Source organism: Streptomyces sp. NPDC003248 (genome assembly GCF_055563235.1).
In genome coordinates this window covers 320,651-347,005 of record NZ_JBVHDT010000007.1, presented here as the reverse complement: position 1 = coordinate 347,005, position 26,355 = coordinate 320,651, and the positions used below count along the sequence as shown (strand labels likewise).

Annotated in this window: 23 protein-coding genes and 1 riboswitch; of the genes, 9 read left to right on the top strand and 14 right to left on the bottom strand. The window is 76.0% G+C overall.

Annotated features, from left to right (window positions below; translation table 11 throughout):
• Positions 1 to 2: 2 nt before the first annotated feature.
• From ACZ3KJ_RS19535 to ACZ3KJ_RS19525, 3 genes are all read right to left on the bottom strand, one after another.
• Entirely contained in the window at positions 3 to 446 is a 444-nt protein-coding gene (locus tag ACZ3KJ_RS19535) for an energy-coupling factor ABC transporter substrate-binding protein (RefSeq protein WP_467528465.1), read from the bottom strand.
• A complete protein-coding gene (locus ACZ3KJ_RS19530; protein WP_467528463.1) occupies positions 443 to 1,150 on the bottom strand; it encodes an energy-coupling factor ABC transporter permease in 708 nt (235 codons plus the stop codon). The genes ACZ3KJ_RS19535 and ACZ3KJ_RS19530 overlap by 4 nt, the downstream gene beginning before the upstream one ends.
• Before the next feature lie 30 nt (positions 1,151 to 1,180).
• Positions 1,181 to 1,363, bottom strand: a riboswitch (cobalamin riboswitch).
• 195 nt (positions 1,364 to 1,558) lie between these two features.
• Positions 1,559 to 2,701: a PP2C family protein-serine/threonine phosphatase gene (locus ACZ3KJ_RS19525; protein WP_467528617.1), complete on the bottom strand. Its 1,143-nt coding sequence runs from the start codon at positions 2,699 to 2,701 to the stop codon at positions 1,559 to 1,561.
• A gap of 178 nt (positions 2,702 to 2,879) precedes the next feature.
• Here ACZ3KJ_RS19525 and ACZ3KJ_RS19520 point away from each other — a divergent pair, with 178 nt between their 5' ends.
• Positions 2,880 to 3,368: a MarR family transcriptional regulator gene (locus ACZ3KJ_RS19520; RefSeq protein WP_401695461.1), complete on the top strand. Its 489-nt coding sequence runs from the start codon at positions 2,880 to 2,882 to the stop codon at positions 3,366 to 3,368.
• Positions 3,369 to 3,559: 191 nt separating this feature from the next.
• Positions 3,560 to 4,564 carry a YihY/virulence factor BrkB family protein gene (locus tag ACZ3KJ_RS19515; RefSeq protein ID WP_467528460.1) on the top strand — a complete coding sequence of 335 codons (1,005 nt, stop codon included), beginning with the start codon at positions 3,560 to 3,562 and terminating at the stop codon, positions 4,562 to 4,564.
• 133 nt (positions 4,565 to 4,697) lie between these two features.
• On the opposite strand, the gene ACZ3KJ_RS19510 is transcribed toward ACZ3KJ_RS19515, so the two are convergent.
• Positions 4,698 to 5,657, bottom strand: coding sequence for a helix-turn-helix transcriptional regulator (locus tag ACZ3KJ_RS19510; protein ID WP_467528458.1), 960 nt, complete (start codon positions 5,655 to 5,657; stop codon positions 4,698 to 4,700).
• A 277-nt stretch (positions 5,658 to 5,934) separates the two neighbouring features.
• Between ACZ3KJ_RS19510 and ACZ3KJ_RS19505 the strand changes: the two genes are divergently transcribed.
• The 6 genes from ACZ3KJ_RS19505 to ACZ3KJ_RS19480 all read left to right on the top strand — a co-directional run bounded on the left by ACZ3KJ_RS19505 (position 5,935) and on the right by ACZ3KJ_RS19480 (position 15,035).
• Complete coding sequence (locus ACZ3KJ_RS19505; RefSeq protein ID WP_467528457.1) at positions 5,935 to 6,231, top strand: ANTAR domain-containing protein; 297 nt, start codon at positions 5,935 to 5,937, stop codon at positions 6,229 to 6,231.
• Positions 6,232 to 6,354: 123 nt separating this feature from the next.
• Entirely contained in the window at positions 6,355 to 9,294 is a 2,940-nt protein-coding gene (locus tag ACZ3KJ_RS19500) for an AfsR/SARP family transcriptional regulator (RefSeq protein ID WP_467528455.1), read from the top strand.
• 730 nt (positions 9,295 to 10,024) lie between these two features.
• On the top strand, positions 10,025 to 11,869 hold the full coding sequence (locus ACZ3KJ_RS19495; RefSeq protein WP_467528454.1) for an AfsR/SARP family transcriptional regulator: 1,845 nt from the start codon (positions 10,025 to 10,027) through the stop codon (positions 11,867 to 11,869).
• 135 nt (positions 11,870 to 12,004) lie between these two features.
• A complete protein-coding gene (locus tag ACZ3KJ_RS19490; RefSeq protein ID WP_467528453.1) occupies positions 12,005 to 12,874 on the top strand; it encodes a helix-turn-helix domain-containing protein in 870 nt (289 codons plus the stop codon).
• 449 nt (positions 12,875 to 13,323) lie between these two features.
• A complete protein-coding gene (locus ACZ3KJ_RS19485) occupies positions 13,324 to 14,295 on the top strand; it encodes an alpha/beta hydrolase (protein ID WP_389516810.1) in 972 nt (323 codons plus the stop codon).
• A gap of 20 nt (positions 14,296 to 14,315) precedes the next feature.
• Positions 14,316 to 15,035: an alpha/beta fold hydrolase gene (locus tag ACZ3KJ_RS19480; RefSeq protein WP_467528450.1), complete on the top strand. Its 720-nt coding sequence runs from the start codon at positions 14,316 to 14,318 to the stop codon at positions 15,033 to 15,035.
• A gap of 132 nt (positions 15,036 to 15,167) precedes the next feature.
• On the opposite strand, the gene ACZ3KJ_RS19475 is transcribed toward ACZ3KJ_RS19480, so the two are convergent.
• From ACZ3KJ_RS19475 to ACZ3KJ_RS19460, 4 genes are all read right to left on the bottom strand, one after another.
• A complete protein-coding gene (locus tag ACZ3KJ_RS19475; protein WP_467528448.1) occupies positions 15,168 to 17,168 on the bottom strand; it encodes a flavin monoamine oxidase family protein in 2,001 nt (666 codons plus the stop codon).
• A gap of 209 nt (positions 17,169 to 17,377) precedes the next feature.
• Positions 17,378 to 18,103, bottom strand: coding sequence for a metallophosphoesterase family protein (locus ACZ3KJ_RS19470; RefSeq protein ID WP_467528446.1), 726 nt, complete (start codon positions 18,101 to 18,103; stop codon positions 17,378 to 17,380).
• Positions 18,100 to 18,432 carry a BON domain-containing protein gene (locus tag ACZ3KJ_RS19465; RefSeq protein WP_467528444.1) on the bottom strand — a complete coding sequence of 111 codons (333 nt, stop codon included), beginning with the start codon at positions 18,430 to 18,432 and terminating at the stop codon, positions 18,100 to 18,102. Before ACZ3KJ_RS19465 ends, ACZ3KJ_RS19470 begins: the two co-directional genes overlap by 4 nt.
• Positions 18,429 to 19,121 carry a nucleotidyltransferase domain-containing protein gene (locus ACZ3KJ_RS19460; RefSeq protein WP_467528443.1) on the bottom strand — a complete coding sequence of 231 codons (693 nt, stop codon included), beginning with the start codon at positions 19,119 to 19,121 and terminating at the stop codon, positions 18,429 to 18,431. Before ACZ3KJ_RS19460 ends, ACZ3KJ_RS19465 begins: the two co-directional genes overlap by 4 nt.
• Positions 19,122 to 19,296: 175 nt before the next feature.
• On the opposite strand from ACZ3KJ_RS19460, the gene ACZ3KJ_RS19455 reads away from it, so the two are divergent.
• Positions 19,297 to 19,608: a hypothetical protein gene (locus ACZ3KJ_RS19455; protein ID WP_467528441.1), complete on the top strand. Its 312-nt coding sequence runs from the start codon at positions 19,297 to 19,299 to the stop codon at positions 19,606 to 19,608.
• Between the two features lie 526 nt (positions 19,609 to 20,134).
• Here ACZ3KJ_RS19455 and hypE read toward each other — a convergent pair.
• From hypE to hypA, 6 genes are all read right to left on the bottom strand, one after another.
• Positions 20,135 to 21,124, bottom strand: a complete 990-nt coding sequence (gene hypE, locus ACZ3KJ_RS19450; RefSeq protein ID WP_467528616.1) for a hydrogenase expression/formation protein HypE — start codon at positions 21,122 to 21,124, stop codon at positions 20,135 to 20,137.
• Between the two features lie 64 nt (positions 21,125 to 21,188).
• Positions 21,189 to 22,292 (bottom strand): hydrogenase formation protein HypD, encoded by a 1,104-nt coding sequence (gene hypD, locus ACZ3KJ_RS19445; RefSeq protein WP_467528439.1) that lies wholly within the window; start codon positions 22,290 to 22,292, stop codon positions 21,189 to 21,191.
• A complete protein-coding gene (locus ACZ3KJ_RS19440) occupies positions 22,289 to 22,585 on the bottom strand; it encodes a HypC/HybG/HupF family hydrogenase formation chaperone (protein ID WP_467528437.1) in 297 nt (98 codons plus the stop codon). The genes hypD and ACZ3KJ_RS19440 overlap by 4 nt, the downstream gene beginning before the upstream one ends.
• Positions 22,585 to 25,065 carry a carbamoyltransferase HypF gene (gene hypF, locus ACZ3KJ_RS19435; protein WP_467528435.1) on the bottom strand — a complete coding sequence of 827 codons (2,481 nt, stop codon included), beginning with the start codon at positions 25,063 to 25,065 and terminating at the stop codon, positions 22,585 to 22,587. Before hypF ends, ACZ3KJ_RS19440 begins: the two co-directional genes overlap by 1 nt.
• Positions 25,062 to 25,931, bottom strand: coding sequence for a hydrogenase nickel incorporation protein HypB (gene hypB / locus ACZ3KJ_RS19430; protein WP_467528433.1), 870 nt, complete (start codon positions 25,929 to 25,931; stop codon positions 25,062 to 25,064). Before hypB ends, hypF begins: the two co-directional genes overlap by 4 nt.
• Positions 25,931 to 26,284 (bottom strand): hydrogenase maturation nickel metallochaperone HypA, encoded by a 354-nt coding sequence (hypA, locus tag ACZ3KJ_RS19425; protein ID WP_401695333.1) that lies wholly within the window; start codon positions 26,282 to 26,284, stop codon positions 25,931 to 25,933. Before hypA ends, hypB begins: the two co-directional genes overlap by 1 nt.
• Positions 26,285 to 26,355: the final 71 nt, after the last annotated feature.

Sequence of the window (26,355 nt, the reverse complement as noted above, 5' to 3'; positions counted from 1 at the left end):
GGTCAGGCCCGTCCGCGCGCGGACTTCCCGGCGCCGCCGGGGGCGCCGTCCGCCGGCGCGGTCGCCTCCGCACGCTCCGCGCCGTCCGCGCCGGCGTCCGGGACCGTCCGGTGCGCGGTCCCCGGGCCGTCCGGCAGGGCCCTCGCCCGCTGTTCGCCCTGCCGCCGGCCCCGGCGCAGGCCGAAGTAGTAGGCGAGGACGCCCGCGCCCAGCGCGGCCTGGACGGCGAACAGCGCCGACTCGACCTCACCGGAGGGCGGCTCGTACAGCGGGGAGAACCAGGGCTCGTAGTCCGGGTCGATCTCGGTGATCGCCGTCTCCGCCTCGGCGTCGGAGCCCGCGAACGGCTCCTTCTTGCCGTCGCCCAGGCCCAGGGCCAGCGGCAGCACCGCGAGGGCGACCACCACGAGCAGCAGCAGGGCGTTGATCCTCGTGTTGCGGTTCACCGGGCCACCGCCTCCGTCCCGGTCGGCTGCGCCGACCGCCGCCCGGTGACGAGCACGCCGAGCCGGGTCAGTTCGCCCTTGCTGGACTGCACCAGCAGGCGCATCACGAGGACGGTGAGCAGGCCCTCGCTCACCGCGAGCGGGATCTGCGTGACGGCGAAGACGGAGCCGAACGTGCCGAGCGCGCCCAGGAACCCGCTGCCCGGGTCGGGGAACGCCAGCGCCAGCTGCACGCTGGTGACGCAGTACGTCGACAGGTCGGCGACGAACGCGCCGAAGAACACCGTGACCATCAGCGGCACGGCGAACCGCCGCAGCAGCCGGTACGTGCCGTAGCCGGCCCAGGGCCCGACGATCGCCATCGAGAAGGCGTTGGCGCCGAGCGTGGTCAGCCCGCCGTGCGCGAGCAGCAGCGCCTGGAAGAGCAGGGTGATGGTGCCCAGCACCGTCATGACCGGCGGCCGGAAGAGGATCGCGCCCAGGCCGGTCCCGGTGGGGTGCGAGCAACTGCCGGTCACCGAGGGCAGCTTGAGCGCGGACAGGACGAACGTGAAGGCCCCGGAGGCGCCGAGGAGAAGCGTGCTCTCCGGGTGCTCGCGCACCTCACGGCTCAGTGCGCGGACTCCGTGGACGACGAACGGCGCCGACGCGACGCCCCAGGCGACCGCGTGCGCCGGAGGAAGGAAACCCTCGGCTATGTGCATGGCTCAGCAGACCCTCTCCAGCACCTCGTGGATGGTTGACGCGCCTTGGCCGGTCTCCTGGCTGACGGGTACCACCGCCCGTGCTCCGCCTTCCCGGGTCCGAGGACCCAGTGGCTGCCCGCGAGGGCCGGAGCCGGACTTCCCGATCACAGTGGCGAGGGCCGCACCGGCATCACACCGGATTTCCCGTTCACCAAGGCGTGGTGACAGTAGTGCGCGGACCGGGGCGGTGACAAGCGGCAACGGGGGCGCGCGAGCGGCGGGCGGCGGCTCACACCCCGGCGCACAGCCGACCAAGCACGCCGCCCGGCTCGCCGTGTGTCGCCCCGGCTCGTGTCTGCCGCACACGACGCGCCCGCGCCCGCCGGTGCGCCCGACGGGCCCACCGCCCCCCGCCGCTCTCCCGGATCAGCGCCCCCGCCAGTCCAGACAGACCACCAGGGCGTCGTCCTCCGGGGTCCGTTCGCCGCGGTGGCGGTTCAGTTCGCGCAGGACGGCGTGCGGTACCTCGGCCGCGGGCAGCAGGCGGGTGGCCTGGATCGCCCGGGCGAGGGGGGCGTCGCCGTACGTCTCTCCGCCGGGGGAGGAGACCGCGTGCACGCCGTCGCTGACGAAGACGAGGCGGTCACCGGGCTCGGCGCGCACCTCCTGCTCCACGTAGTCGGTCTCCTCGAACATGCCGAGCGGCAACTGGGCGTCGAGGGGGATCCGTTCCACACGGCCGTCGCGCAGCCTCAGCATCCGCGGGGAGCCGGCGTCCACCACCCGGGCGCGTCCCGTCGTGAGGTCGAGGTCGAGCATGAGGACGGACAGGTAGCGGCGGCCCCGGTAGTGGGCGTGCACGGCCTGGTCGGCGAGCGCCGCCTGGTCGGCGAGGCACAGCCCGGCCCGCCGGGCGTTGCGCAGCGCGGTGATGGCCAGGCCGGTCAGCAGGGACGCCTCCGTGCCCTCGCCCATGCCGTTGGTGACGTACAGCATCAGGCGGTCGGCCGTCACCGACCAGTCGTAGTTGTCGCCGAAGACCGCGTAGGCGGGCTCCAGTTGCGCGCCCAGATCGAACTCGGGGCGGCTGCACGACCGGCCCGGGAGCAGGTGCCACTGCATCTCGGCCGCCAGGGTGAGCCGGTCCTTGCGTCTCGCCTGGACATAGAGGTCGGTGTCCCGGTCGGCCACGACCAGCTCGTGCCCGAGGGCCCGGGCGATCTCCGCGAGTTCGGCCGGCACGTCGCCGGCCGGCTCCGGCAGGGTCACGGTCAGCACGCCGAGCCGGTCGCCGCGCACGGAGACCGGCAGGTGCACCCGCACCCGCCCGTCCCCGACCGATTCCACGAACGGCTCCTGCGCGCCGAACGCCCGGCCGGCCGGGCCGTCGTGCACCGACACCGGCTCCGCCGTGTGCGGCAGCTCGGATACCGGTTGCAGCACGGTCAGGCCGTAGTCGGCGAGGTACAGCTCGACGGAGTCCGCCGCGTACTGGCGGAGCAGTACGCCGCGGACCGCGTCGAGCACCTCGTGGGGAGCCGCTGCCCGCAGCGCGCGCTCGGCGGTCACCAGTGCGTTCACGGTGGTCACTACATCAACCTTTCGTCGAATCCTCGGCGGCCCCGTGCGCGCACGGGGCCCTCGGTGCGGACGCCGCCCGCCGGGTCGTCGTACCCCCTCCGGGCGTACGACGGGGTCCGCCGGCGCGGTCCCTAGTACGCTGGCGGTCGACCCAGTGCCTGCGAGAGTGTGGACCGTGACTGCCTTCCGCCACCGCCCGGAGCCCGAAGAGGTCGCACGGGTCACCGCGACGGCCGCGGAGCTGCTGGAAGTCCTGTGGGGCAGGGCCTCGACCGCCCCCGCCTCCGCCTCCCAGCTGCGCGTGCTGCTGATCCTCGAACACCACGAGGGCATCAATCTGCGCACCCTCGCCGACTCGCTCGCCTCCACCCCGCCGTCGACCAGCCGGCTCTGCGACCGGTTGCAGGCCTCCGGGTTCGTCGAACGCGCGGTGAGCCCGGCCGACCGGCGCGAGGTGCGGCTGCGTCTCAGCGGCCGGGGGCGGGCCTTCCTCGCGGATCTGCGCGTGCGCCGGGAACAGCAGTTGCAGGCGGTGCTGGCGGTGATGCCCGCCGCCCGGCGGGTCGCGCTGCTGGAGGGGCTGGAGGCCTTCTGCGACGCGGCGGCGACGCTGATACACGACGACGCCGGGAACTCCGGCAGCCGGATCGCCTGACCATTCCCGCTCCCTCCCGCTCCGTGGCCGTCTCCGCGGCCGTCTCCGGAATGCGGATACCCCGAACCCGCCCCGACCTGCGCCGCCGACGACGGGAACTCGGCGGACGTGCTGTCGGCGAACGAGCGGGATCCTACGGTCCCGCGGCCCGGCCGACGCATGCGACGGGCCGTGCGGGTTACTCCGGTCCCATGGCACGGACATCGAAACCCCGACCGACGCCGGGCCCGGACGAGCAGGTGGAGCGACGGGCACCCGACGAGCCCACCCAGTTGCCGAGACGTTCCTGGCTGGCGGTGCTGAAAGGCACGGTGCGCGAGTTCCAGGACGACGAGCTCACCGACCGCGCGGCCGCCCTGACGTACTACGGAGTGCTGTCGCTGTTCCCGGCGCTGCTCGTGCTGGTGTCCCTGCTGGGCGTCGCCGGCCGATCCGCCACGGACCAGGTCCTGGAGAACGTGCGGAAACTGGCCCCGGGCTCGGCACGCGACATCATCAGCGACGCGGTGCAGCAGCTCCAGGGCCGCGGCGGCGTCGGCTCGATCATGGCGGTCGTCGGCATCGTCCTGGCGGTGTGGTCGGCCTCCGGCTACGTCGCCGCGTTCATCCGCAGCGCCAACGCCGTGTACGACATGCCGGAGGGCCGCCCCGTGTGGAAGGTGCTGCCGGTGCGGGTGGGCGTCACGGTGGTGCTGCTCGTCCTGGCGGTGATCAGCGCCCTGATCGTGGTGTTCACCGGCGGCCTGGCCCGCCGGGCCGGCGAGGCGCTCGGCATCGGGGACACCGCGCTGACGGTGTGGTCGATCGCGAAGTGGCCGGTGCTCGTCGTCCTGGTCACCATGATGATCGCGCTCCTGTACTGGGCCGCGCCGAACGTGAAGGGGCGCGGCTTCCGCTGGATCACCCCGGGCAGCGTGCTGGCGCTGCTGATCTGGATGATCGCCTCCGCCGGCTTCGCGTTCTACGCGGCGAACTTCGCCTCGTACAACAAGACCTACGGCACGCTCGCCGGTGTGATCGTCTTCCTGGTGTGGCTGTGGATCACCAACATCGCGATCCTGCTCGGTCTGGAGTTCGACGCGGAGATGGCCCGCCAGCGTGCCGTGGCGGGCGGGCTGCCGGAGGGCGAGGAGCCGTACGTACCGCCGCGCGACACCCGGGCGTGGAGCGAGGAGGACCAGCGCCGCCTGGAGTGAGCGGGCGGCCGGCGCGGACCTGGCCGCCCTCCGCGGACCCGGCCCCCACCCCCCGGACCCGGCCCTCCGCGGACCCGGCCCCCCGCGGACCCGGCCCCCCGCGGGCTCGTGACGGCCCGCGGGGGGCCGCTCGCTATCCGGTGGCTAGGGTCCGGCGCGGCGGACGTCCGTACGCGGCGCGGTACAGGGTGGCGAAGCGGCCCGGATGGAAGAAGCCCCAGCGGGCCGCGACGGCGGTGACCGTGGTGCCGTCCGCCGGGTCCGCCGCCAGCAGGTCGGCGTGGGCGTGGGCCAGGCGCACCCGGCGCAGATGGGCCAGGGGCGTGGTGTCCAGATGGCGGCGGAAGGCGTACTGAAGGGCCCGTACGGTGACATGGGCGGCCGCGGCGATGTCGGCGACGGTGAGGGGCTCGTCGGCGTGGTCCTCCATGTGGGCGAGCGCGCGGCGCAGGGTGGCGGGGTGCGCGTCGTTGCGGTCGGCCGGGGTGGGGTCGGTGAGCGCCGTGTTGGGGAAGGCGGCCAGGACCCCCGCCGCCAGGTGCTGCGCGGCCGTCGAGGCGATCAGCGGCTGGCCGGCGAGGCCGGGGTCGGACAGGACGTCGCGCAGGTAGCCGATGGAGCGGCTCAGGTGCCGGGCCGCGGCCGGGGAGTGCGGCCGGTGGCCGGTCAGCCGCACCGGTCCGGCCCGGTGCCCGGGCGCGCCGGCGGCGACCTGCGCGAGCAGACCGGGATCCAGCATCGTGATGTTGTAGCGGGCGTTGCAGACACGGCCCGAGTACGGCAGCTCCGGCGGCGCGAACGACACCACGTCGCCCGGGCCGAAGGCGTCCTCGACGCCGCCGCCGACGACGTGGTCCCGGATGGTCCCGTCGTGGACGAGGCACAGGCAGATCCGCCCCAGGGGCGTGACCGAGTAGCTCATCTCGAAGTCCAGGTCGAGCTCGTCCACGGTCACCGACGGGGCGGCGGCCCGGGTGATCCGCGCCCGCCCGGCCCCCGGGGCGTTGCTGCCGATGTGCATGCGCGCGTAGGCCCGGCTGAGGAAGTCCTCGGTCAGGCCCAGGTCGTCGCTGTCGAAGAAGAGTGTGCTCATCTCGGCCCCGTCCGGTGTCCGTGGTGCCCCGCGCCGCGCGGGGCGTGCGGCCCGGCGGCCGCGCCGCCCGCCCGCGGCGGGGCACGGGGCGCCGGCCGTCCGCCCTCCCCGCCTGCCCGGCATCGGGGACCGCATTCGTTTTCCGTACCGACCCGGCGATGCCGTTCGTTCCCGGTGCGGCGCGGCGGTGCCGGCGGGGGCAGGATGGGACGGATGGCACGGTGATCGCCCCCGATCGCCCGCACGGTTCCCGGACGCGGAGGAGAGGCGGCCCGCCATGACCACGGAGGAGGAGCTCAACGAGCGGATCGGTGTCCTCGAGGAGGAGATCGGCCGGCTGAGGCACGCCGTGGTCTCCCACGCCGTCGTCGACCAGGCGATCGGCGTGGTCGTCGCCGTCGGCCACCTCCGCCCCGAGCAGGGCTGGGAGGTCCTCAAGGAGATCTCCCAGCACACCAACACCAAGCTGCGGGAGGTCGCGGAGTACGTGGTCCAGGGGGCCCACTGCCGCTGGCTGCCCGACGAGATCCACCGGGCGCTCGTGGACGCCCTGAAGCGCGCGGAAGAGGGCTGAGCCGCGCTGCGGTGCCCGGGCTGCGGTGCCCGGGCTGCGGCGTACCCGCTCGCTCCCCGTGAGGCCTGATCCCCGTCCCCCTGGGCGACTGTCGGTGATCTCCCTGACGTACAGTCCCGTCGCGTGAGGCACGAACGGAACCTACGGGCGGACGACGCGCGCCCGGAGCCGGTGCGGTTCGCGGTCCTGGGGCCCGTGCGGGTGTGGCGGGGGAGCGCCGAGCTGGAGCCCGGAGGTCCGCAGGAACGTTCCTTCTTGGCGTTGCTGCTGGTCAGGGCCGGACAACCGGTCGCCGTCGACGAGATCGTCGACGTGCTGTGGGGGGCCGACCCGCCGCGCAGCGCGGTCAACGTGGTCCGGCGCCACGTCGGGACCCTGCGCCGGCTGCTGGAACCTTCGCTCGCCCCCCGCGCCGAGGGCCGGTGGCTGCTGCGGGACGCGGGCGGGTACCGCCTGGTGACGGACGGTCACTCGCTCGACCTGCTGGCCTTCCGGGCGCTGCGGGAGGCCGGACGGCACAGCGTGCGGGAGTCGCCCGCGCGGGCGCTGGACCTGCTCACCGAGGCGCTCGCGCTGTGGCACGGCCCGGTCGCCGCCGGGATCCCCGCGCACGCCCGCGCCCATCCGGCGTTCGGCGCGGCCGAGAGGGAGCGGCTCGCGGCCTTCCGCGAGGCGGCCGGCGCCGCCCTGCGCGCGGGCACGCCGGACGCGGTCCTGCCCGACCTGCGCCTCGCCGCCGCCGGCCATCCGCTGGACGAACCCCTTCAGGCCGGCCTGATCCTCACCCTCGCGGCCGCCGGCCGCCGCCCCGAGGCGCTGGACGCCTACGACGCCGTACGGCGGCGGCTGGCCGACGACCTGGGCATCGACCCGGGGCCGGAGCTGCGGGAGGCGCGGGAGACGGTGCTGCGGGAGGAGTGGCAGACGGTGCCGTGGGAGGACCGGGAGACGGTGCCGCCGTCCGCCCCGGCCGCCGGGGCGGACGGCGGCACCGTCGCGCCGGACGTCCCCGTCGCGCCGGCCGCCTCCTTCCCCGTCCCGGCCCAGCTTCCGCACGACATACCGGCCTTCACCGGGCGCGACGCCGAACTCGACGAACTGCTCACCCTGCCGGGCCTGGACGGGCCCGGCCCGGACACCGTCGTAATCAGCGCCATCGACGGCATGGCGGGCGTCGGCAAGACCACCCTCGCCGTCCACTGCGCCCACCGGGTCGCCCACCGCTTCCCCGACGGACAGCTCTACGTGAACCTGCGCGGCTTCGACCCGTCCGGCGCGGCCGTGGAGCCGGGAGAGGCCGTCCGCGGGTTCCTGGACGCCCTCGGGGTGCCGCCGGAACGCGTGCCCCACGGCCTGGCCGCGCAGGCCGCGCTCTACCGCAGCACGCTGGCCGGACGGCGGGTCCTCGTCGTCCTGGACAACGCCCGCGACAGCGACCACGTCCGCCCGCTGCTGCCCGGCTCGCCCGGCTGCCTCGCCCTCGTCACCAGCCGCGACGCACTGTCCTCCCTGGTGTCCGCCGCCGGCGCCCACGCCCTCACACTGCGGCCGTTCGGCCCCCACCAGGCGCGGGCCCTCCTCGTCCGCCGCCTCGGCGCGGGCCGGGTCGAGGCCGAGCCGCGCGCCGCCGACGAGATCGGCGCCCTGTGCGCCGGGCTGCCCCTCGCCCTCGCCTGTGTCGCCGCCCGCGCCGCCGCCCACCCCCACTTCCCGCTCGCGGCCATCGCCGCCGAACTGCGCGAGGCCCACGGCAGCCTCGACGCCTTCGCCCGCTCCGACGCCTCAGCCGACGTGAGCACGGTGTTCTCCTGGTCCTCGCGGGAGGTGTCGGAGCAGGCCGCCCGCCTGTTCCGGCTGCTCGCCCTGCACCCCGGCCCCGACTTCTCCCTGCCGGCGGCGGCCGCGCTGGCCGGCCTGCCGGTGCGCCGGACCCGGCCCCTGCTGGCCGAACTGACCGCCCTGCACCTCGTCACCGAACACAGCCCCGGCCGCCACGCCTTCCACGACCTGCTGCGCGCCCACGCCGCCGAACTGCTCGACGAGCGGCACACCGAGGACGAACGGCACGCGGCCCTCCAGCGGCTCCACCACCACTACCTGCACACCGCCCACGCCGCGGACCGGCTGCTCGCCCCCCACTCCGACCCGCCGCCCCCGCCGCCCGCTCCGGACGGCGTCCACCCCGAGCCGCTCGCCGACGTCGACCGGGCCCTGGCCTGGCTCACCGCGGAGCACACGGTGCTGCTCGCCGTCGTCGAGACGGCCGCCGCCCGCGGACACGAACGGCTCGCCTGCCACCTGGCCTGGTCGCTGGAGCCGTTCTTCGACCGGCGCGGCCACTGGCACGACGGACTCGCCGTCCAGCGCACCGCCCTCGACGCCGCCCGCCGCCTCGACGACCCCGGCCTCCTGGCCCGCGGACTGCGCGCGCTGGGTCGCATCGAGGGCCGCCTCGGACTGCACGAGGACTCCGTCCCGCGCCTGGAACGCGCCCTGGAGCTCTTCACCGCGCTGGGCGACGACACCGGCCGCGCCCAGACCCACCGCAGCCTCGGCTGGGAGAGCGAGCAGCGCGGCGACCTCCCCGGCGCCCTGCGCCACAACCAGCTCGCCCTCGGCCTGTTCCGCGCCCTCGGCGACCGGGCCGCGCAGGCCGCCGTCCTCAACTCCGTCGGCTGGTACCACGCCCTGCTCGGCGAGCACGAGCGGGCCCTCACCCACTGCTCCGAAGCACTGACCATGCTCCAGGAGCTCGGCGACCGCTACGGGCAGGCCGTCACCTGGGACAGCATCGCCTACGCCCACCACCACCTCGGCCGCCACCCGCACGCCCTGCTCGGCTACCGCAACGCCCTCGCCCTCCTGCGCGACCTCGGCGTGCCCTACACCGAGGCGGACATCCTCGGCCGCCTCGGCGACACCCACCAGGCCATGGGCGACCGGGACGGCGCCCACACCGCCTGGAAGGAGGCCCTCGCCCTGCTCAAGTCCCTCGCCCACCCCGACGCCGAACGGATCGAGGCCCGCCTCACCGGCACGACCGGCCGCGCCGGCGCCTGCTGACCACCGGCGCGTCCGCGCGGGAACCCGCCTCCCCGGCCGTATCCGGCTGGCCACCCCCAGCCTCCGCCGCCCGTCGCCCCGGCCGCATCAGGCTCGCCACCTGCGGCGTCCCCTGCCGGTGTCCGGCGTCCGCCGCCTGAACCCGCCACCAGCCGTCCGGCGGTGGGGGGCCACCGCGCCCCGGTCTCTGGGCCACCCCGACGCCGAACAGATCGCGCCCCGTCCGGCCCGGCGCGACCGGCCGCGCCGACGCCTGCCGACCGCCGGCGGGTCCGCGCGCGGGGAACCCGCCGCCCCGGCCGCGCCCGGTCTGCCGCCCGCCATCTGCCGCGCCCGGTCTGCCGCCCGCCATCCGCCGCCCTGGCCTGCCGCCCCCGGCACCCGCTGCCGGTGCCCGCCGCCCGCCCGCTACCCGCTGCTCCGGCCGCGCCCGACTTGCCCCCGGCACCCGCTGCCCGTGCCCGCGCCCCGCCCCCCCCGCCGCCCCGGCCGCATCCGGCATGCCACCCCGCGCCCCGCCACCCCGCGCCCCGCCACCCCGCGCCCCGCCACCCCGCGCCCCGCCACCCGCGCCCCCCCCGCGTCCCTGCCCGGAACCCGCCACCAGTCACCCGGCGGCAGGCCCCGCCGCGCCCCGGCCCCGCCGCCCGCCGCACGCGTTCCTAGGATGGCGCCGGGTGCCGGGGACGGAAGGGGAAGGTCGGCGGTGCGGTTCGAGGTGTTGGGGCCCGTGCGGGCGTGGCGGGACGGACATGAGCTCGACCTGGGGTTCCCCCAGCAGCGCGCCCTCCTCGCCCTGCTCCTGGCCCACACCGGCCGGCCCGTGCCGACGGGCGAGATCCTCGACGTGCTGTGGGCCGAACGCCCGCCCGCCAGCGCACTGAACGTCGTGCGCCGGTACGCCGGTGCGCTGCGCCGGCTGCTGGAGCCGGAGCTGCCGCCCCGCGCCCCCGGCGGACGGCTGCGCCGGCATCCCGGCGGCTACCTCCTGGAGGCGGACCCGGACGAGGTCGACCTGCTGCGCTTCCGCGAACTGACCCGGCAGGGCAAGCGGGCCGCGGCCACCGGACGGCCCGAGACGGCGGCCGGGCGCTTCACCGAGGCGCTCGGCCAGTGGCGCGGCCCGGTGGCGATGGGCATCCCGGCGTCCGCGCGCGAACACGTCCAGTTCACCGCCGTCGAGCGCGAACTCCTGCACACGGCCGGGCTCGCGGCCGACGCCGCCCTGCTGTGCGGCCGCGCCGAGCACGTCCTGCCCGCCCTGCGCAGGGCCGCCGTACTCGACCCGCTCGACGAGGCGCTGCACGCCCGGCTGGTCCTGTCGCTGGCGGCCTGCGGCCTCCAGGCGGAGGCGCTGACGGCGTACGAGGACGTCCGCAGGCGGCTGACGGCGGAACTCGGCATCGCGCCCGGCGCCGAACTGGCGGCGGCGCACACGCGGGTGCTGCGCCAGGAGGTGGGCAGGCTGCGGTCCGGGCCGGCCGTGGACGTGGGACGGGCCGTGCCCGTCCTGCGGCTCGGCACCGCCCCCGGGGCGCCGGCACCCGCCCCCGCCGCCCGCCCCGCCCACCTGCCCGCGGACCCCGTCGCGTTCACCGGCCGCCGGGCCGAGCTGGCGTGGCTGACGGCCCACACGGGCCCGGCGGAGGACGGGGAAGGCACGTCGGCGGCCGTGCTGATCGGCGGGATGGCGGGCGTCGGCAAGACGGCGCTCGCCGTGCGCTGGGCGCGCCGCGCCGCCCACCGCTTCCCGGACGGCCTGCTCCACGTCGCGCTGGACGGGTTCACCCCGGGCCGGCCCGCCCTGCGGCCCGAGGAGGCGCTGCGCGGCATGCTCGCGGCGCTGGGCGTCCCCGCCCCGCTCCTGCCGGACGGCCTGGCCGCCCTGACCGGCCGGTACCGCACCCTGCTGGCCGGCCGGCGCGTCCTCGTGCTCCTCGACGACGCCGCCGGCACGGAACAGCTGCGTCCGCTGCTGCCCGCGGCACCGGGCTGCCTGGCGCTGGTCACCAGCCGCCACGCCCTGCCCGGCCTGATCGCGTCGGGCGCCCGCCCGCTGCGCCTGGACCCGCTGCCGGCCGAGGACGCCCGCGAGGCGCTGGCGCTGCGCGTCGGCGCCGGCCGGCGGGCCGCCGAAGCGCGCGCCGCCGACGAGATCGCCGCCCGCTGCGGCGGGCTGCCGCTGGCCCTGACCGCCGTCGCCGCACACGCCGCCGCCCGCCCCGACGTGCCCCTCGCGGCCCTCGCCGCCGGACTCCGCGACCCCCGGCGGACCCTCGACACCCTCACCGCCCCCGGCCTCCCGTCCGACCCGCGCACCGCCTTCCTGGGCTCCTACCGGCGGCTCCCGCCGGACAGCGCCCGCCTGTTCCGCCTCCTGCCCCGCCATCCGGGCCCCGTCCTCACCCCGGCGGGCGCCGCGGCGCTCACCGGCCTCCCGGTGCGCCGCGCCCGCCTGCTGCTCGCCGAACTCGCCGACGCCCACCTGGTCACCGAGCACGCACCGGGCCGCTACGGCCTGCACGACCTGCTGCGCGTGTTCGCGGCGGAGCGGGCCCAGGAGGAGGCCACCTAGGCCGCCCCGCGCCTCCGGTAAAGGGCGGAACAAGGCTCCGACCTGCGGTTCTCACCGCAATGTCACTCTTTTTGCACCCGGCCCTGCCTACGGTCCGGACGACGAGACCGACAGTCGCTCCGGAGGCAACGGCGGATGTCCATCACCAGCACCATCGGCCCGCGGGTCCGCCGCACGCCCCCGGGCGTCGAGATCGTGACCGGCGAGCGCGGCCCCGGCCCGCTGCCGGGGGAGCGCTCGCCGTACCCCGCGCACCGGCTGCGCGCCACCGAGGGCGGCGAGTACCTCTTCGTCGGCGTGCGGGGCGCCCCGGCACCCCCCGACCCCGACCCGCTCACCCTGCCCCTCGCACCGGGCGACCTCTGCTTCTACGACGCCCGCCACCCGGCGGAACTCGACGTCCCCGAGCGGTTCCGGGCGACGGTGTTCCTGGTCCCCGGCGAACTGCTCGCCCTGACGCCCGCCGACGCCCGGCGGATCGCGCGGACGCCGGTCGCCCGGTCGTCCCGGCTCGGCACGCTGCTGTCGCCGCTGCTGTCCGACCTCGCCCGCACCGCCCACGCGGCCCGGCCGCACGTCGGCGAGATGCTCGCCTGGAACGCCGTGAACCTGCTCGCCACCCTGGCCGCGGAGCAACTGGAGGCGCACGCGCCGCGCACACCGGACGGGCGGGCACCGGTGCTGGTCCGGATCCTGGAGTACGTCGAACTCCGCCTGACCGAACCGGACCTGTCCCCGGAGACCATCGCCCGAGCCCACCACATCTCCGTGCGCTACCTGCACAGACTCTTCCAGGACGAGGGCACCACGGTCGGCCGCTGGATCCTGCGCCGCCGTCTGGAGGAGTGCCGGCGCGACCTGGTGCGCCACGGCCGGGGCGGCCGGACCATAGCGGCCGTGGCGGGCCGCTGGGGCTTCACCAGCGCCACCCACTTCAGCCGGGTCTTCCGCACCGCCTACGGCATGTCCCCGCGCGAGTGGCGGGACGCCGCCGCGCGGGGCTGAGACACCACGCGGGCCCCGGCCGCACGGGTGAGCAGCGGCACGTGACCGGCCTGCCGACCGACACCGCCGACCCGATGTGACATGCTCCCGCTGCTCCCGCTGCTCCCGCGATCGACGGACACGCCGTCGGCGGCGGCGCACACCGCTCCCGCGTCTCCGCGCCGACGCCGGTTCCCGTCCCACCGCGCCGACTGGCCGAACCGGCCCGACGGCACCAGGCTGTTCCCCGGGAGCACCGCACGTCGGGCCTCACAGGGCACCGCACGTAGGGCCTCACGGGGCACCGCCGGTAGGGGCGCCCACAGCGCACCGCACGCCGGGCCCGGCAGTGCACCGCCTTTCCGTGCGCTGTGAGGACAGTGCCGGTGCACACGCGGACCATCCGCGGCCGCCCGGCCGCCATAGCGTGCCGGGGCAAGACAGCACACCGCCAACAGCAGGAGACACCCATGTCCGACGTCGTCGAGCCGGTCCGACCGGTACTGGAGCCCGAGGCCGCCGCGTTCGCCGAGGCGACCGCCAACCCGCCGTACCTGTTCGACCTGCCGCCGGCGGAGGGGCGCAAGGCCGTCGACGAGGTCCAGTCCGGCGAGATCGACAAGCCGGCCGTCGACGAGGAGTGGATCACCGTCTCCGGCGGACCCACGGGCAGCGTCCGCGCCCGCATCGTCAAGCCCGCCGGCGCCACCGGCACCCTGCCGGTGATCGTCTACATCCACGGCGCCGGCTGGGTGTTCGGCAACGCCCACACCCACGACCGCCTCGTCCGCGAACTCGCCGTCGGCGCCTCGGCCGCCGTGGTCTTCCCCGAGTACGACCTCTCGCCCGAGGCCCGCTACCCGGTCGCCATCGAGCAGAACTTCGCGGTCGCGCGGTGGGTCGTCGAGGAGGGCGCGGAGAAGGGCCTGGACGCCTCCCGCCTCGCCGTCGCGGGCGACTCCGTCGGCGGGAACATGGCGGCCGCGCTGACCCTGATGGCCAAGGAACGCGGCGGCATCCCGATCGTGCAGCAGGTCCTCTTCTACCCGGTCACCGACGCCGCCTTCGACACCGGCTCCTACCACCAGTTCGCCACCGGCTACTTCCTGCGCCGCGACGGCATGCAGTGGTTCTGGGACCAGTACACCACCGACGAGTCCGAGCGCGCCCAGATCACCGCCTCCCCGCTGCGCGCCACCACCGAGCAGCTCACCGGCCTGCCCCCGGCGCTGGTCATCACCGCCGAGGCGGACGTCCTGCGCGACGAGGGCGAGGCCTACGCCAACAAGCTCCGCACGGCCGGCGTCCCCGTCACCGCCGTCCGCTACCAGGGCGTCATCCACGACTTCGTCATGCTCAACGCCCTGCGCTCGACGCACGGCGCCGAGGCCGCCATCAACCAGGCCGTCGCCACCCTGCGCGGCGCCCTCCACTCCGCCTGACCCGAGGGGCACGCACCACCATGACCACCACCACGCCCACCGTCCTCCTCGTCCACGGGGCGTTCGCCGACGCGGCCAGCTGGTCCGGCGTCGTCGCCGAGCTCCAGAGCCACGGCATCCCCGTGATCGCCCCGCCCAACCCGCTGCGCGGGCTCGCCTCCGACGCCGCCTACGTCGCCTCGGTCGCCGCGCAGATCGACGGCCCCGTCGTCCTCGTCGGCCACTCCTACGGCGGCGCCCTGATCACCGTCGCCGGTGTCACGGAGAACGTCGTCGGTCTCGTCTACGTCGCCGCCTACGCGCTGGAGGAGGGCGAGAGCCTGGGCGAGCTCCAGGGCCGCTTCCCGCTGTCGCCGCTGGTCAGCAACCTCAAGCAGTGGACGTACCCGGTGCCGGGCGGCGAGCCGGCCGTCGAGGTCACCATCGCCGAGGACGCCTTCCCGTCGGTGTTCGCCGCCGACGTCCCGGCCGAGGTCACCAAGGTCCTCGCCGCGACCCAGCGCCCGCTGGCCGCCGCCGCGTTCGAGGAGACCGCCACCGCGGCCGCCTGGAGGACGAAGCCCTCCTGGGCGCTGATCGCCGGCGGGGACAACGCCATCAACCCCGAGGTCGAGCGCTTCGGCGCCAAGCGGGCCGGGGCGACCGTCGTCGAGATCGAGGGCGCCTCGCACGCCGTCGCGGTGTCCCGGCCCAAGGACGTCGCGGACCTCATCCGCGAGGCCGTCCGCGCGACCGTCTGACCGGCGCCACCCCCCCCCGACCGCCGCGCGGACGCACTCCCCTGCATCGGCGTCCGCGCGGCTCCGGCGTTCCCGCCGGTACCGGTCCCGTGCCGCTCCGGCGTTCCCGCCGGTACCGGCCCCGCGCGGGGGTCAGGCCCGGTGCACCTCCAGAGCGGCCCGCACCGCCGACTCCAGCGCGCCCTCGATCCACGACGGCTTCACCGAGGTGTGGTCGCCGGCGAAGTGCAGCGGCCCCTCGGGCGTGCGGATCGCCGCCAGGAGTTCCGTGTGCTGGCCGGGCAGCAGCACGGAGGCCTCCCCGTAGGCGTACGGGTCGCGCAGCCAGCTCTGGGTGCGGCCGGCGCCCGTGTAGAAGACCTCGACGCGCCGGCCGTACACCTGCTGGAGTCCGCGCAGGGCGTGCGGGTAGCGCGCGTCGTCGTCGAGGGAGTCCCAGCGCGAGGCGTCGTCGGCCCAGCTGTAGGAGGCCAGCACGACACCGCCCGCGCTGCCCTCGACCGGGTGCGACGGATTGATCATGAACCGGTTGGAGTTGTCGGACACCGAACCCCCGCCGACGATGTGCGCCGCCTCGGGCTCGTCGCGGGTCGCCCACCGGTGCGCGGCGTAGTGCACGCGCTGCGCCGCACTGATGTGGCCGCGCGGCACGGACGGGTGGGCGCCCAGCAGGCTCCCGTCGTCGGGCACCCGGCCCGCCCGGTAGTCGTCGTACAGCCCGGCGCGCACGGCGTCCAGTTCCCGCTTCCAGTCGGCCTCCGTGAACTCCCACCAGCGGCGGGCGAACTCCAGCAGCACCTTGGTCGCGCTGTCGTAGTGCAGCTCGGCCACGGCCCGCCGCTTCTTGTACGACATCAGCGGCCTGACCTGCACCTGACGCAGCCCGGAGAACGGCACCGTGACGATCGCGGCGTCCCCCGTGAACTGCTCGCGCACGACCTCGCCGTCGCGGCCCTCGGAGACGGTGTCGATCCAGACGTGCGGGCCGTCCGCGCGCACGTGCGCGGTGCCGTCGGTGCCGCGCCCGTCCGGCGCCCAGTACTCGACGCGGGTCGCGCGCCGGTCCAGCCGCAGCACGTCGGAGACCTCCCGCAGCAACGCGTCCGGGAGCGTGGCCGTGCCGCCGACCAGCTCCCAGAACTCGGTGTCCGGGCTGATCAGCGAGGCGCTGATGAAGCTGTGGATGAAGGAGAGCGGCAGCCGCGAGGTGAGGTTCTCCAGGGTGCCGACGAGATCGATCGTCCGCTCGTCGAGTCCGGCCGCCTCGGTCAGGAACCGGTACATCGACCAGTCCCCGTACCGCTGCACGACCCGGGCCCAGCCCTGTACCCGCTCCGGCATCGGCTTGTCGACGCGCTTGCCGTCGGCGCCGACGGTGCTGAACTCGTCGCGGACCGGGTCCAGGGCCGCGCGCAGGATGGCCGAGGAGGGGGTGTCCCAGTACTTCCGGGGCACCCCGAAGGACCGGTTGACCCTGCGGGGCGACGCGGCGTACGCGGAGCGGCGCACGCGGACGCCGTTGACGTGCAGCCAGGCGTTGTTGACCGGCTTGCCCTCGGCGTCCACGTCGATCAGGTGGAACCGGCGGCGCTCCACCCCGAGCCGGTCGGTCAGGGCCATCACCAGCGGGTGGCTGCCGGGGAGCCGCATGGCGCCCGCCTCCGCGTACTGGAGCGGGTCGGCGAACGCCCGCGGCGCCTGCTCGTGCCCGCCGGTGCGGAAGGTCTTGATCCGGCCGCCGACCCGGTTGCCGTTGGCCTCCACGAGCGTCACGCGGTGCCCGGCCCGCTTCAGCAGCCAGGCCGCCAGCAGCCCGGCCGGCCCCGCGCCCACCACGAGCACCTTCTTCGCGGTCCGCGTCCCGGCGCGCGGCAGACCGGAGTCGAGGATCTTGAGATAACCGGGGACCAGCGGCCGGTCCTGCTCGTCGACCACCAGCAGCGCCCGCGCGACGGCGAGGCAGGTGGCCCAGTCGGCCGTCGACCTCGGCGCGCTCGGGGCCTGCGGGGCCGGGGCGGCGGTCGCCGGGCTCGGGACCGCGGTCAGGGCGGCGGCGCCGGCCGTACCGGCCGCGGCGGTGAACCGCCGGCGGGAGAGGGAAGGGGAGTCGTCAGGGGCACGGAGATCATCCATGCGCCCTGGATACGGGGGAGCGGCCGGCCGGCGGGCAGGTCCCGGGCGATCATCACCTGAACGTGTCAGCGCCCCGGCGTGCGCGCGGCGCGGCCCGTGCCCCCGGGGACACGGGCCGCGCAACCGGGCGCTCCCCACGCGACCGGGGAACGGCGCCGGACCGGAGGGGTCCGGGCGGCGCTCCCGGCGGAGGGGAGACCGCCCCGGTGTCAGTCGCCGTGCAGCTGGTACACGTTGAACGCCCGGCGGATGACCGGCTGGGCCACGTTCCTCACCCGCACCCCGCCCGCGGTCATCCCGTGCTCCGTGCCCGCGTGGGCGTGGCCGTGCACGGAGAGGTCGGCGCCCGCCGTGTCGATCGCCTCGGCCAGCAGGTAGCTGCCGAGGAACGGGTAGATCTCCAACGGCTCACCGGCGAGGGTGTCGGCGACGGGGGAGAAGTGGGTGAGCGCGACCCGCACGTCGCAGCCCTCCCGGTCCAGCTCCTCCAGCGCCGTGCGCAGGGCGTCCGCGCTGCGCCGGGTGGTGCGGACGAACTCCTTCATCAGCGGCTCGCCGAACTCCCCGGCGCTGCGCCCGACGAACCCGCCGCAGAACCCCTTCGTCCCGGCGATCCCGACGCGCGTCCCCTCGCACTCGACGACCGTCCCCTCGCCCTCCAGGACCGTCACGTCCGCGTCCTGGAGGATGGCGGTGACCTTCTCGGGCTGTTCGTCGTGGTGGTCGTGGTTGCCCAGCACCGCCACGACCGGCACCGGCAGCCCCTGCACCTCCCGCGCCACCACGCGCGCCTCCTCCGGCGTGCCGTGCCGGGTGAGGTCGCCGGCCAGCAGCAGCAGGTCGGCGCACTCGGGCAGGGTGTCGAAGGCGGGCCGCAGCAGGCCCTGGCTGTCCGGTCCCATGTGGATGTCCCCGACGGCGGCGACCCGGATCATGGCAGGTCCTCCGCGTGGTCCGGGGAGGCGGTCTCCGCCACCACCACATCGGTGTGCACGGCGAGCCCGGCCAGCTCCTCGCGGACGGTCCGCAGCAGTGTCTCCCGGCACTCCGAGGACGGCACCGTGCCGGTCACCACGACCGACCCGGCCCGCACCTCGGCGCGTACGCCCAGCTCGCCCAGTTCCTCCGCGGCGAGCCGGTCGCGCAGGTGGGCGACACGGTATTCGGGGTTCTCGGGGTTGTCGGGACTCCCAGGGTTCCGGGGATTCCCGGGGGCGGAGCCGGTGCCCCCGGCTCCGCCCGCGTGCTCCGCGAGGGGCCTCATCGCTGTTCCTCCTTCGGCCTCGGCGGGATGACCTCCAGCCGTTCCAGGAAGTAGAAGAACGCGTCGGGCATCGGATCGTCCCCGCACGCCCGGCGCACACGGTCCCAGTCGACCCGCTCCCGCAGCGTCCGGGCGATCGGCAGCACCGCCCCGAAGTCGCAGTGGTGCTCGGAGAAGGCGGCGACCAGGCTGTGCACCAGGTCGGTCGGCGACAGCACCGGCATGAACACCGAGTCCACCGACAGCTCCTGGGCCCGCTCCAGCATCTCCGAGGTGACCGGCTGGTGCGCCAGCTCGAAGATCAGGTCGACCTGCTGGCCGAGGCAGCTCGCCTTCAGCAGCCAGTCCTCCGGCGGCGCGTGCACCGGCAGCCCGGCGTCCCGCAGCGTCTCGGCGACGTCCCCCGCGTCCTCCGGACGGAAGCAGAAGTCGACATCGTGCTGGAGGTTCTGGGTGCCGCCGTGGGCGTACACCGCGACGCTCCCCGCGAGGGCGAACCGGTGCCCCTTCCGCTTCAGGATCGCCCCGACCTGCTTCGCGGCCTGGAGGATCGCCTGGTTGCGGTCGAGGGGAAGGTTCTCGGCGAGCGGGTCGCGCCGCGGGACGAGGCCGTGGTCCCCGGAGGCCAGACGCAGCTCCGCGACGCCGGCGTGCTGTTCGTGAGCGTGGTCGTCCGCGTGCTGCGTCATCTCTGCCCCCTCGTTCCTGTTCCTGGTCGGCCCCGCGGCCCGGTCCGCGTCCGGCGGACCGTCCGGCGAGGCCGTGACGGCGAGCTCATCGAGTACCCGGCCGCGCCCCGCCGACACGGACCGCGACGACGGATCCGTACGTCTCCGGCTCCCGCATCGTGGGCACCCGGCCCGCATGAAGAGCGAGGACACGCACCGGCCGGCCCCCACCGGGGAACGCCGGACCGTCGACCGGCTCGTCGAGGCCTGGCTGGCGGAGACCGAACGGCACGACGCGGACGCCGCCCGCGAGGCCCGCGCCGGCTGGGAGCGGGGCACCCTCCCGGACCGCTCCGCCCAGGACCTGGCCCACTGGGTGACCGCCCGCGTCACCGACACGGCCTTCAACGAGGACGAGGGCCCGTGGATCGGCGGTGCCGTCCGGATCACCCCGGCGGACAAGGAGACGGTCCACCGTTGGCTGAAGGACCGGGGCCACCGGATCTGACACCCCGGCACCCGGCCGGGACCGCGCCACACCGACGCGGCCCTCCCCGGACCGGACGGCTGCCGGACCGCCCAGCGCCCGGATTCCGACGGCCAGGTCGGACGCCGACGGCCTGCCCGGATTCCGACGGCCCGGTCGGACGCCGACGGCCTGCGCGGACGCCGACGGCCCGGTCGGACCGCCCGCGGCGACGCGGGCCGCCCGGGCCGGACGGCTGCCGGACCATCCGAGGTCCGGGACCCCGACGGTTTGCCCGGACGCCGACGGCCCGGTCGGACCGCCCGCGGCGACGCGGGCCGCCCGGGCCGGACGGCTGCCGGACCACCCGAGGCCCGAACCCGACGGCTGCCGGACTGCCGAGGCCTGACCCCCCGACGGCCCGCCCGAACCCCCGACGGCCGTCCCGAACCCCGACGACCGGCCCGGACGCCGCCCGGCCGACACGGGCCGCCGCGCGCACGCGGCCGTCGGCCGTACACGCGCCCGGCCGACACCGACCGCCGCGCCGCACGCGGCCGCCGTCGCCTCAGCAGATGCGCGGCAGCTGCTCCCCCAGCGGCAGGTCCACGACGCGGGTGCCGCCGAGGCCGGTGCGGGCGACGACCATGCCGGGGTGTTCGGCCACGCAGCGGCCGACGACGGCGGCGCCCGCGCCCTGCGGATGGGCGCGCATCGCGGCGAGGACGGCGTCGGCGTGCTCGGGCGGAACGAAGGCCACCAGCCGCCCCTCGTTGGCCACGTACAGCGGGTCGAGCCCCAGGAAGCCGCAGGCGGCGGCCACGGAGTCGGGTACGGGGACGGCGCTCTCGGTGAGGGAGACACCGGTGCCGGAGGCGGTGGCGATCTCGCACAGGGAGGTGGCGAGCCCGCCCCGGGTGGGGTCGCGCAGGACGTGGACGTCCGGCGTCACCTCCAGCATCGCGGCCACCAGCCCGCCCAGCGGAGCGGTGTCGCTGACCACGTCGGAGCCGAACTCCAGCCCCTCCCGCACGCTCAGCACCGCCACGCCGTGCGCGCCGACCGGCCCGCTGACGATGATCACGTCCCCCGGTGCGGCGCGCTGCGGACGGATGTCGACGCCCGGCGGGATCAGACCGATGCCGGAGGTGTTGAGGTACACGCCGTCGCCGTGGCCGCACTCGACGACCTTGGTGTCGCCCGTCGCCACCGCCACCCCGGCGGCGGAGGCGGCGGCTCCCACCGCCTGGGCGATCCGGCCGACCACGTCCAGGGCGACGCCCTCCTCCAGGATGAAGGCCGTCGACAGGTACGCCGCCCGGGCGCCGCTCATCGCCAGGTCGTTGACCGTGCCGTTCACGGCCAGGTCGCCGATGCTGCCGCCGGGGAAGAACAGCGGGCGCACGACGTAGGAGTCGGTGGAGAACGCCAGCCGCGCCCCGCCCAGTTCGACGGCGGCGGAGTCGGTGAGCGCGGCGAGCGTCTCGTTGCCGTACGCCGCGGCGAACAGGTGCCGCGTCAGCTCGCCGGAGAGCGCCCCGCCGCCGCCGTGGCCCATCACGACCACCGGGTGGTCGCGCAGGGGCGCGGGGCAGGACCAGTTCGCCGGGTCCACGGTCGTCTCAGCCAACGGGGGCCACCTCCAGCCGCCGGTACAGGTAGTACGCGGCGCAGGCCCCCTCGCTGGAGACCATCGTCGCGCCCAGCGGGGTGCGCGGGGTGCACGTCGTGCCGAAGGCCGGGCACTCGTGGGGCTTGATCAGGCCCTGGAGCACCTCGCCGCTGCGGCACTCGGGGGACTCCACGGTCCGCACGTCGCCGACGTCGAAGCGGTGCTCGGCGTCGTACGCCCGGAACGCGTCGGACAGCCGCCAGCCGCTGTCCGGGATGGTCCCGATGCCCCGCCAGGAGCGGTCGGTGACCTCGAAGACCTCCTCGATCATGCGCAGCGCGGCCGGATTGCCGGCCTCGCGCACCGCGCGCGGGTAGGCGTTCTCCACCCGGTGCTCCCCGCGCTCCAGCTGGTGGACCGTACGGCGGACGCCCTCCAGGATGTCCAGCGGCTCGAAGCCGGTCACCACGATCGGGACGCGGTGGCGCGCGGCCAGTTCGGGGTACTCGGCGGTGCCCATCACGCTGCACACGTGACCGGCGGCGAGGAAGGCCTGCACCCGGCACCCGGGCGCCCGCATGATCGCCTCGACCGCGGGCGGCACCCGTACGTGCGACACCAGCAGGCTGAAGTTGCGGACGCGCTGCCGGCGGGCCTCGTGCACGGTCATCGCGTTGGCGGGGGCCGTGGTCTCGAAGCCGATGCCGAAAAACACGACCTCCTTGTCCGGCTCGCGGCGGGCGATGTCCAGGGCGTCCAGCGGCGAGTAGACCACCCGGACGTCCCCGCCCTCGCCCCGCACCCGGAACAGGTCGCGGCCGGTCCCCGGCACGCGCAGCATGTCGCCGAAGGAGCAGAAGACGACGTTCGGGCGGGACGCGATCGCCAGCGCCTTGTCGATCATCTCCAGCGGGGTCACGCACACCGGGCAGCCGGGGCCGTGGATCAGCTCCACCTCGTCGGGGAGGAGCTGGTCGATGCCGTGGCGGATGATGGAGTGGGTCTGCCCGCCGCAGACCTCCATCATCGCCCAGGGGCGGGTCACGGTGGCCCGGATCTCGGCCAGCAGCCGCCGGGCCAGCGCGGGGTCGTTGAACTCCTCGACGTACTTCACCGGATGCCCTCCTGCTCCGTGGCCGCCTCCGCCTCGGCGCGCGCCCAGGCGTCGCCGAACTCCTCCTCCAGCAGCCCGAGCTGCTCGAACAGGTCCAGCGAGGCGCGGGCCGACTCCTCGTCCAGCCGCTGGAGCGCGAAACCGACGTGGACGATGACGTACTCGCCCACCTCGGCGTCCGGGACGTAGGCCAGGCACACGTCCTTGACCACGCCGCCGAAATCGACCCGCGCCATGCGCGTGCCGTCCCGGTCCTCGATCCCGACCACCCGGCCGGGCACCGCCAGGCACATCAGCGTCCTCCTTGTCGTTGCGGAAGTTCTCGTCGCGGAAGCTCGCGTTGCGGAAGCCCGTGGTGCGGAAGCCCGTGGTGCGGAAGCTCGCGTTGCGGAAGTCCTTGTCGCGGACGTTCCGTGCGACGGCCGCGGGCCGCCACGACCAGCTGGCCGAGCGCGAGACCGCCGTCGCCCGGCGGCACCCGCCGGTGGCGCAGCACCGTGAAGCCGTCCGCGGCCAGCAGCGCGGCGCACTCGGCGTCGAGCAGCGCGTTGGCGAACACCCCGCCCGTCAGCGCGGCCACCCCGGTCCCCGTCCGCCGGCGCGCGGACCGGCAGACCGCCAGGACGGCCCGGGCGACCGCCCGGTGGAAACGGGCGGCGATCACCGGCACCGGCACCCCGCGCCGCAGGTCGGCGACGATCGCGGCCAGCGCGGGCCCGGGGTCCAGGCCCTCGGCGAAGGCGTACGCCCCGGTCGCCTCCGGCCAGGCGGGCAGCGCCGCCGACTCCAGCTCCAGCGCGGCCTGCGCCTCGTAGCGGGTCCGGTGGCAGACCCCGACGAGGGAGGAGACCGCGTCGAAGAGCCGGCCCATGCTGGAGGTCGGCACGCACGCCGTGCCGTGCTCCAACTGCTGCCGCAGCAGCCGCAGTTCACCCGGCTCGCAGGCGGCGACGCACGGCAGGTCCGCGTCCCAGGGCAGTCCGGCGGCGCGCAGCCGGGCCAGCGCGGTGCGGCACGGGTTGGCCACCCCCGCGTCACCGCCGGGCAGCGGCGCGTACGGCAGATGCGCCAGCCGGCGGTAGCCGTCGTAGCCCGCGAGCAGCACCTCGCCGCCCCAGACCGCGCCGTCGTCGCCGTACCCGGTCCCGTCGAAGGCCACGCCGATGACGACGGTGTCGCCGTCCAGCCCGTGCTCCGCCATCAGGGAGGCGACGTGGGCGTGGTGGTGCTGCACCGGCCGCAGGACGAGGCCGGCGGCGTCCGCGGCACGCCGCGCCCACCGGGCCGAGTGGTACCCGGGATGCCGGTCCGCCGCCAGCAGCCCGTGGTCGATCCCGGTCAGCGCGCCCAGCCGCCGCGCCGCCCCCTCGAAGGCCCGTACGGTGGCCAGGTCGCCCAGGTCGCCGATGTGCGGGGAGAACCAGGCCCGGTCCTCCGCGCCGAGGCACAGGGCGTTCTTGAGGTCGCCGCCCACCGCGAGGGCCGGGGCGACGGGGACGGGCAGCGCGACCGGCTCGGGGACCAGACCCCGTGACCGGCGCAGGACGACCGCGCCGCCGCCGTCCGCGCGGACGCGGACCACGGAGTCGTCGCAGGGCGCCTCGATGACCCGGTCGTGCCAGAGCCAGGCGTCGGCGAGGCCGGCGAGCCGCTCCCGCGCCTCGGCGTCGTCGGTGACGATCGGCTCCCCGGACCGGTTGCCGCTGGTCATCACCAGGACCCGGGGCCCCGGCGGATCACCCGGCAGACCGAACAGCAGCCGGTGCAGGGGGGTGTACGGCAGCATCACGCCGATGTCCGGGGCGCCCGGGCAGACCGACTCGGCCGTCCCCGCGGTCCCCGCCGCACGGCGCAGCAGGACGATCGGCCGCCGCCGGCCCGTCAGGACGGCGCGTTCCTCGGGGCCGAGGTGCGCCAGCCGCTCGGCGTCCGCCAGGTCGGCGCACATGACGGCGAACGGCTTGCCGCCGCGCCGCTTGCGGGTGCGCAGCGCGGCGACGGCCCGCTCGTCGCGGGCGTCGCACGCCAGGTGGTACCCGCCGAGCCCCTTGACGGCCAGCACGGCGCCCCGCGCCAGGAGCCGGCGCGCCTCCGCCAGGGCCGCCTCGCCCTCCCGGGGCCGCCCGCCGGGCAGGGTGAGCCGCAGCCGGGGACCGCAGGCGTGGCACGCCACCGGCTGGGCGTGGAAACGGCGGTCGGCCGGGTCGGCGTACTCGGTGGCGCACTCCCGGCACAGCGGGAACACCGCCATGGTGGTGGTCGCCCGGTCGTAGGGCAGTCCGGTGGTGATGGTGAAGCGGGGGCCGCAGTGCGTGCACGTGATGAAGGGGTGCCGGTGGCGGCGGTCCGCCGGGTCGGCCAGTTCCCGCAGGCAGTCGTCGCAGGGCGCGGTGTCCGGCGGGACGAGCGTCCGGCCCGTGCTCCCACCGGCGCCGTCCCCGTCCCCGTCCTCGGAGGGGTGGATGACGAAACCGGGAGCGCCGAGCGCCGGGACCGTCTCGTACGCCACCTCCCGGACGTCCGCCAGGGGCGGTGGCCGTTCGGCCAGGGCCCGGCAGAACTCGGCCACGGCCTCCGGCGCGCCCTCGACCTCGGCGACCACGCCCGCCGCGCCGTTGCGCACATGACCGGCGAGGTCCAGCTCCGCCGCCAGACGGTGCACGAAGGGCCGGAACCCCACGCCCTGCACGGTGCCCCGCACGACGACCCGCCGCCGTTCCGCGGACGGGCCGGCGGCGCCCCCGGTGCCCCCGGCGGTGGCCGTGGAGGTCACGCGGGGGTGGCCCGGGAGGCGTGCCCGTGCCCGTGGTCGTGTCCGGCGCCGTGGTCGTGCCCGTGGCCGTCGTCGTGCGCGTCAGCGTGAGCGCGCGCGTGGTCGTGAGCGCGCGCGTGGTCGTGGTGGTGTCCCTCGGAGTCGTCCGGCCCGTGGTCGTGCGCGTGCCGGCGGAGATGGTCCGCCGCGAGGAGCGGGGCGTGCGGCGCCCCTCCGTCGGCCACGACGAGGATCCGGTCGAGCAGGATGTCGACGCCCTGCCCGGTCCGGGCCGAGGTGGGCAGGACCTCCACGCCGGGATTGACGCGCTCCACGGCCGCCCTGAAGGCGGCGTCGTCGAAGCCGACGGGGTCGGCGAGGTCCGTCTTCGTCAGCACCACCAGCTGGGCCGCGCCGAAGGCGGTCGGGTACTTCAGCGGCTTGTCCTCGCCCTCCGTCACCGACATCAGCGTCACGCGCAGGGTCTCGCCCAGGTCGTAGGAGGCGGGACAGACCAGGTTCCCGACGTTCTCCACGAACAGCAGACGCGTCGCGGGCGGGAGCCAGCCGTCGATCAGGCCGCGCACCTGCGCCGCCTCCAGGTGGCACAGGCCGCCGGTCAGCACCTGCTTCACCGGCGCCCCGGAGCGGGCCAGCCGGCGGGCGTCGTTCTCGGTGGCCAGGTCGGCGGTGAGGGCGGCGACGGCCACACCCCGCTCGCGGGCCCGGCGCAGCGCCAGTTCGAGCAGCGCGGTCTTGCCGCTGCCGGGGCTGGACAGCAGGTTGACGGCCGCCACCCGCCGTCTCGCCAGGTCGGCGCGGAGCTCGGCCGCCAGACCGTCGTTCTTCGCCAGTACGGCCGTCCGTACGTCGACGCTGCGGCACATCACGGGTTCCCTGCCATTCGTACCTCCGCCAGTTCCAGTTCCCGCCCGGTCAGCAGTTCGGCCGCGGCGGTGTCGCAGTGCGGGCACCACAGCGCGGGGGGCGAGCCGACCGCGAACCGCGCCGCGCAGCCGCCGCACCGGGCCCGCGCGGGCACCTCCTCGATGACCAGCTCCGCGCCGGCCAGCGCCGTGCCCTCGGCGACCAGCGAGAAGGAGAAGCGCAGGGCGTCCGGGACGACCCCCGCCAGCTCGCCGATCCGCAGCGTCACGCCCGTCACCGCGGCCGCCCCGTGATCGCGGGCCACGCCCTCGGCGTTCTCCACCACCGCGGCGGCGATCGACAGCTCGTGCATGCCCCGCACGGTAGGCACGGCCGGGGCCCCGCCCGGTCACGCGGAGACGGACGGGGGGTGTTTTCCCCCGG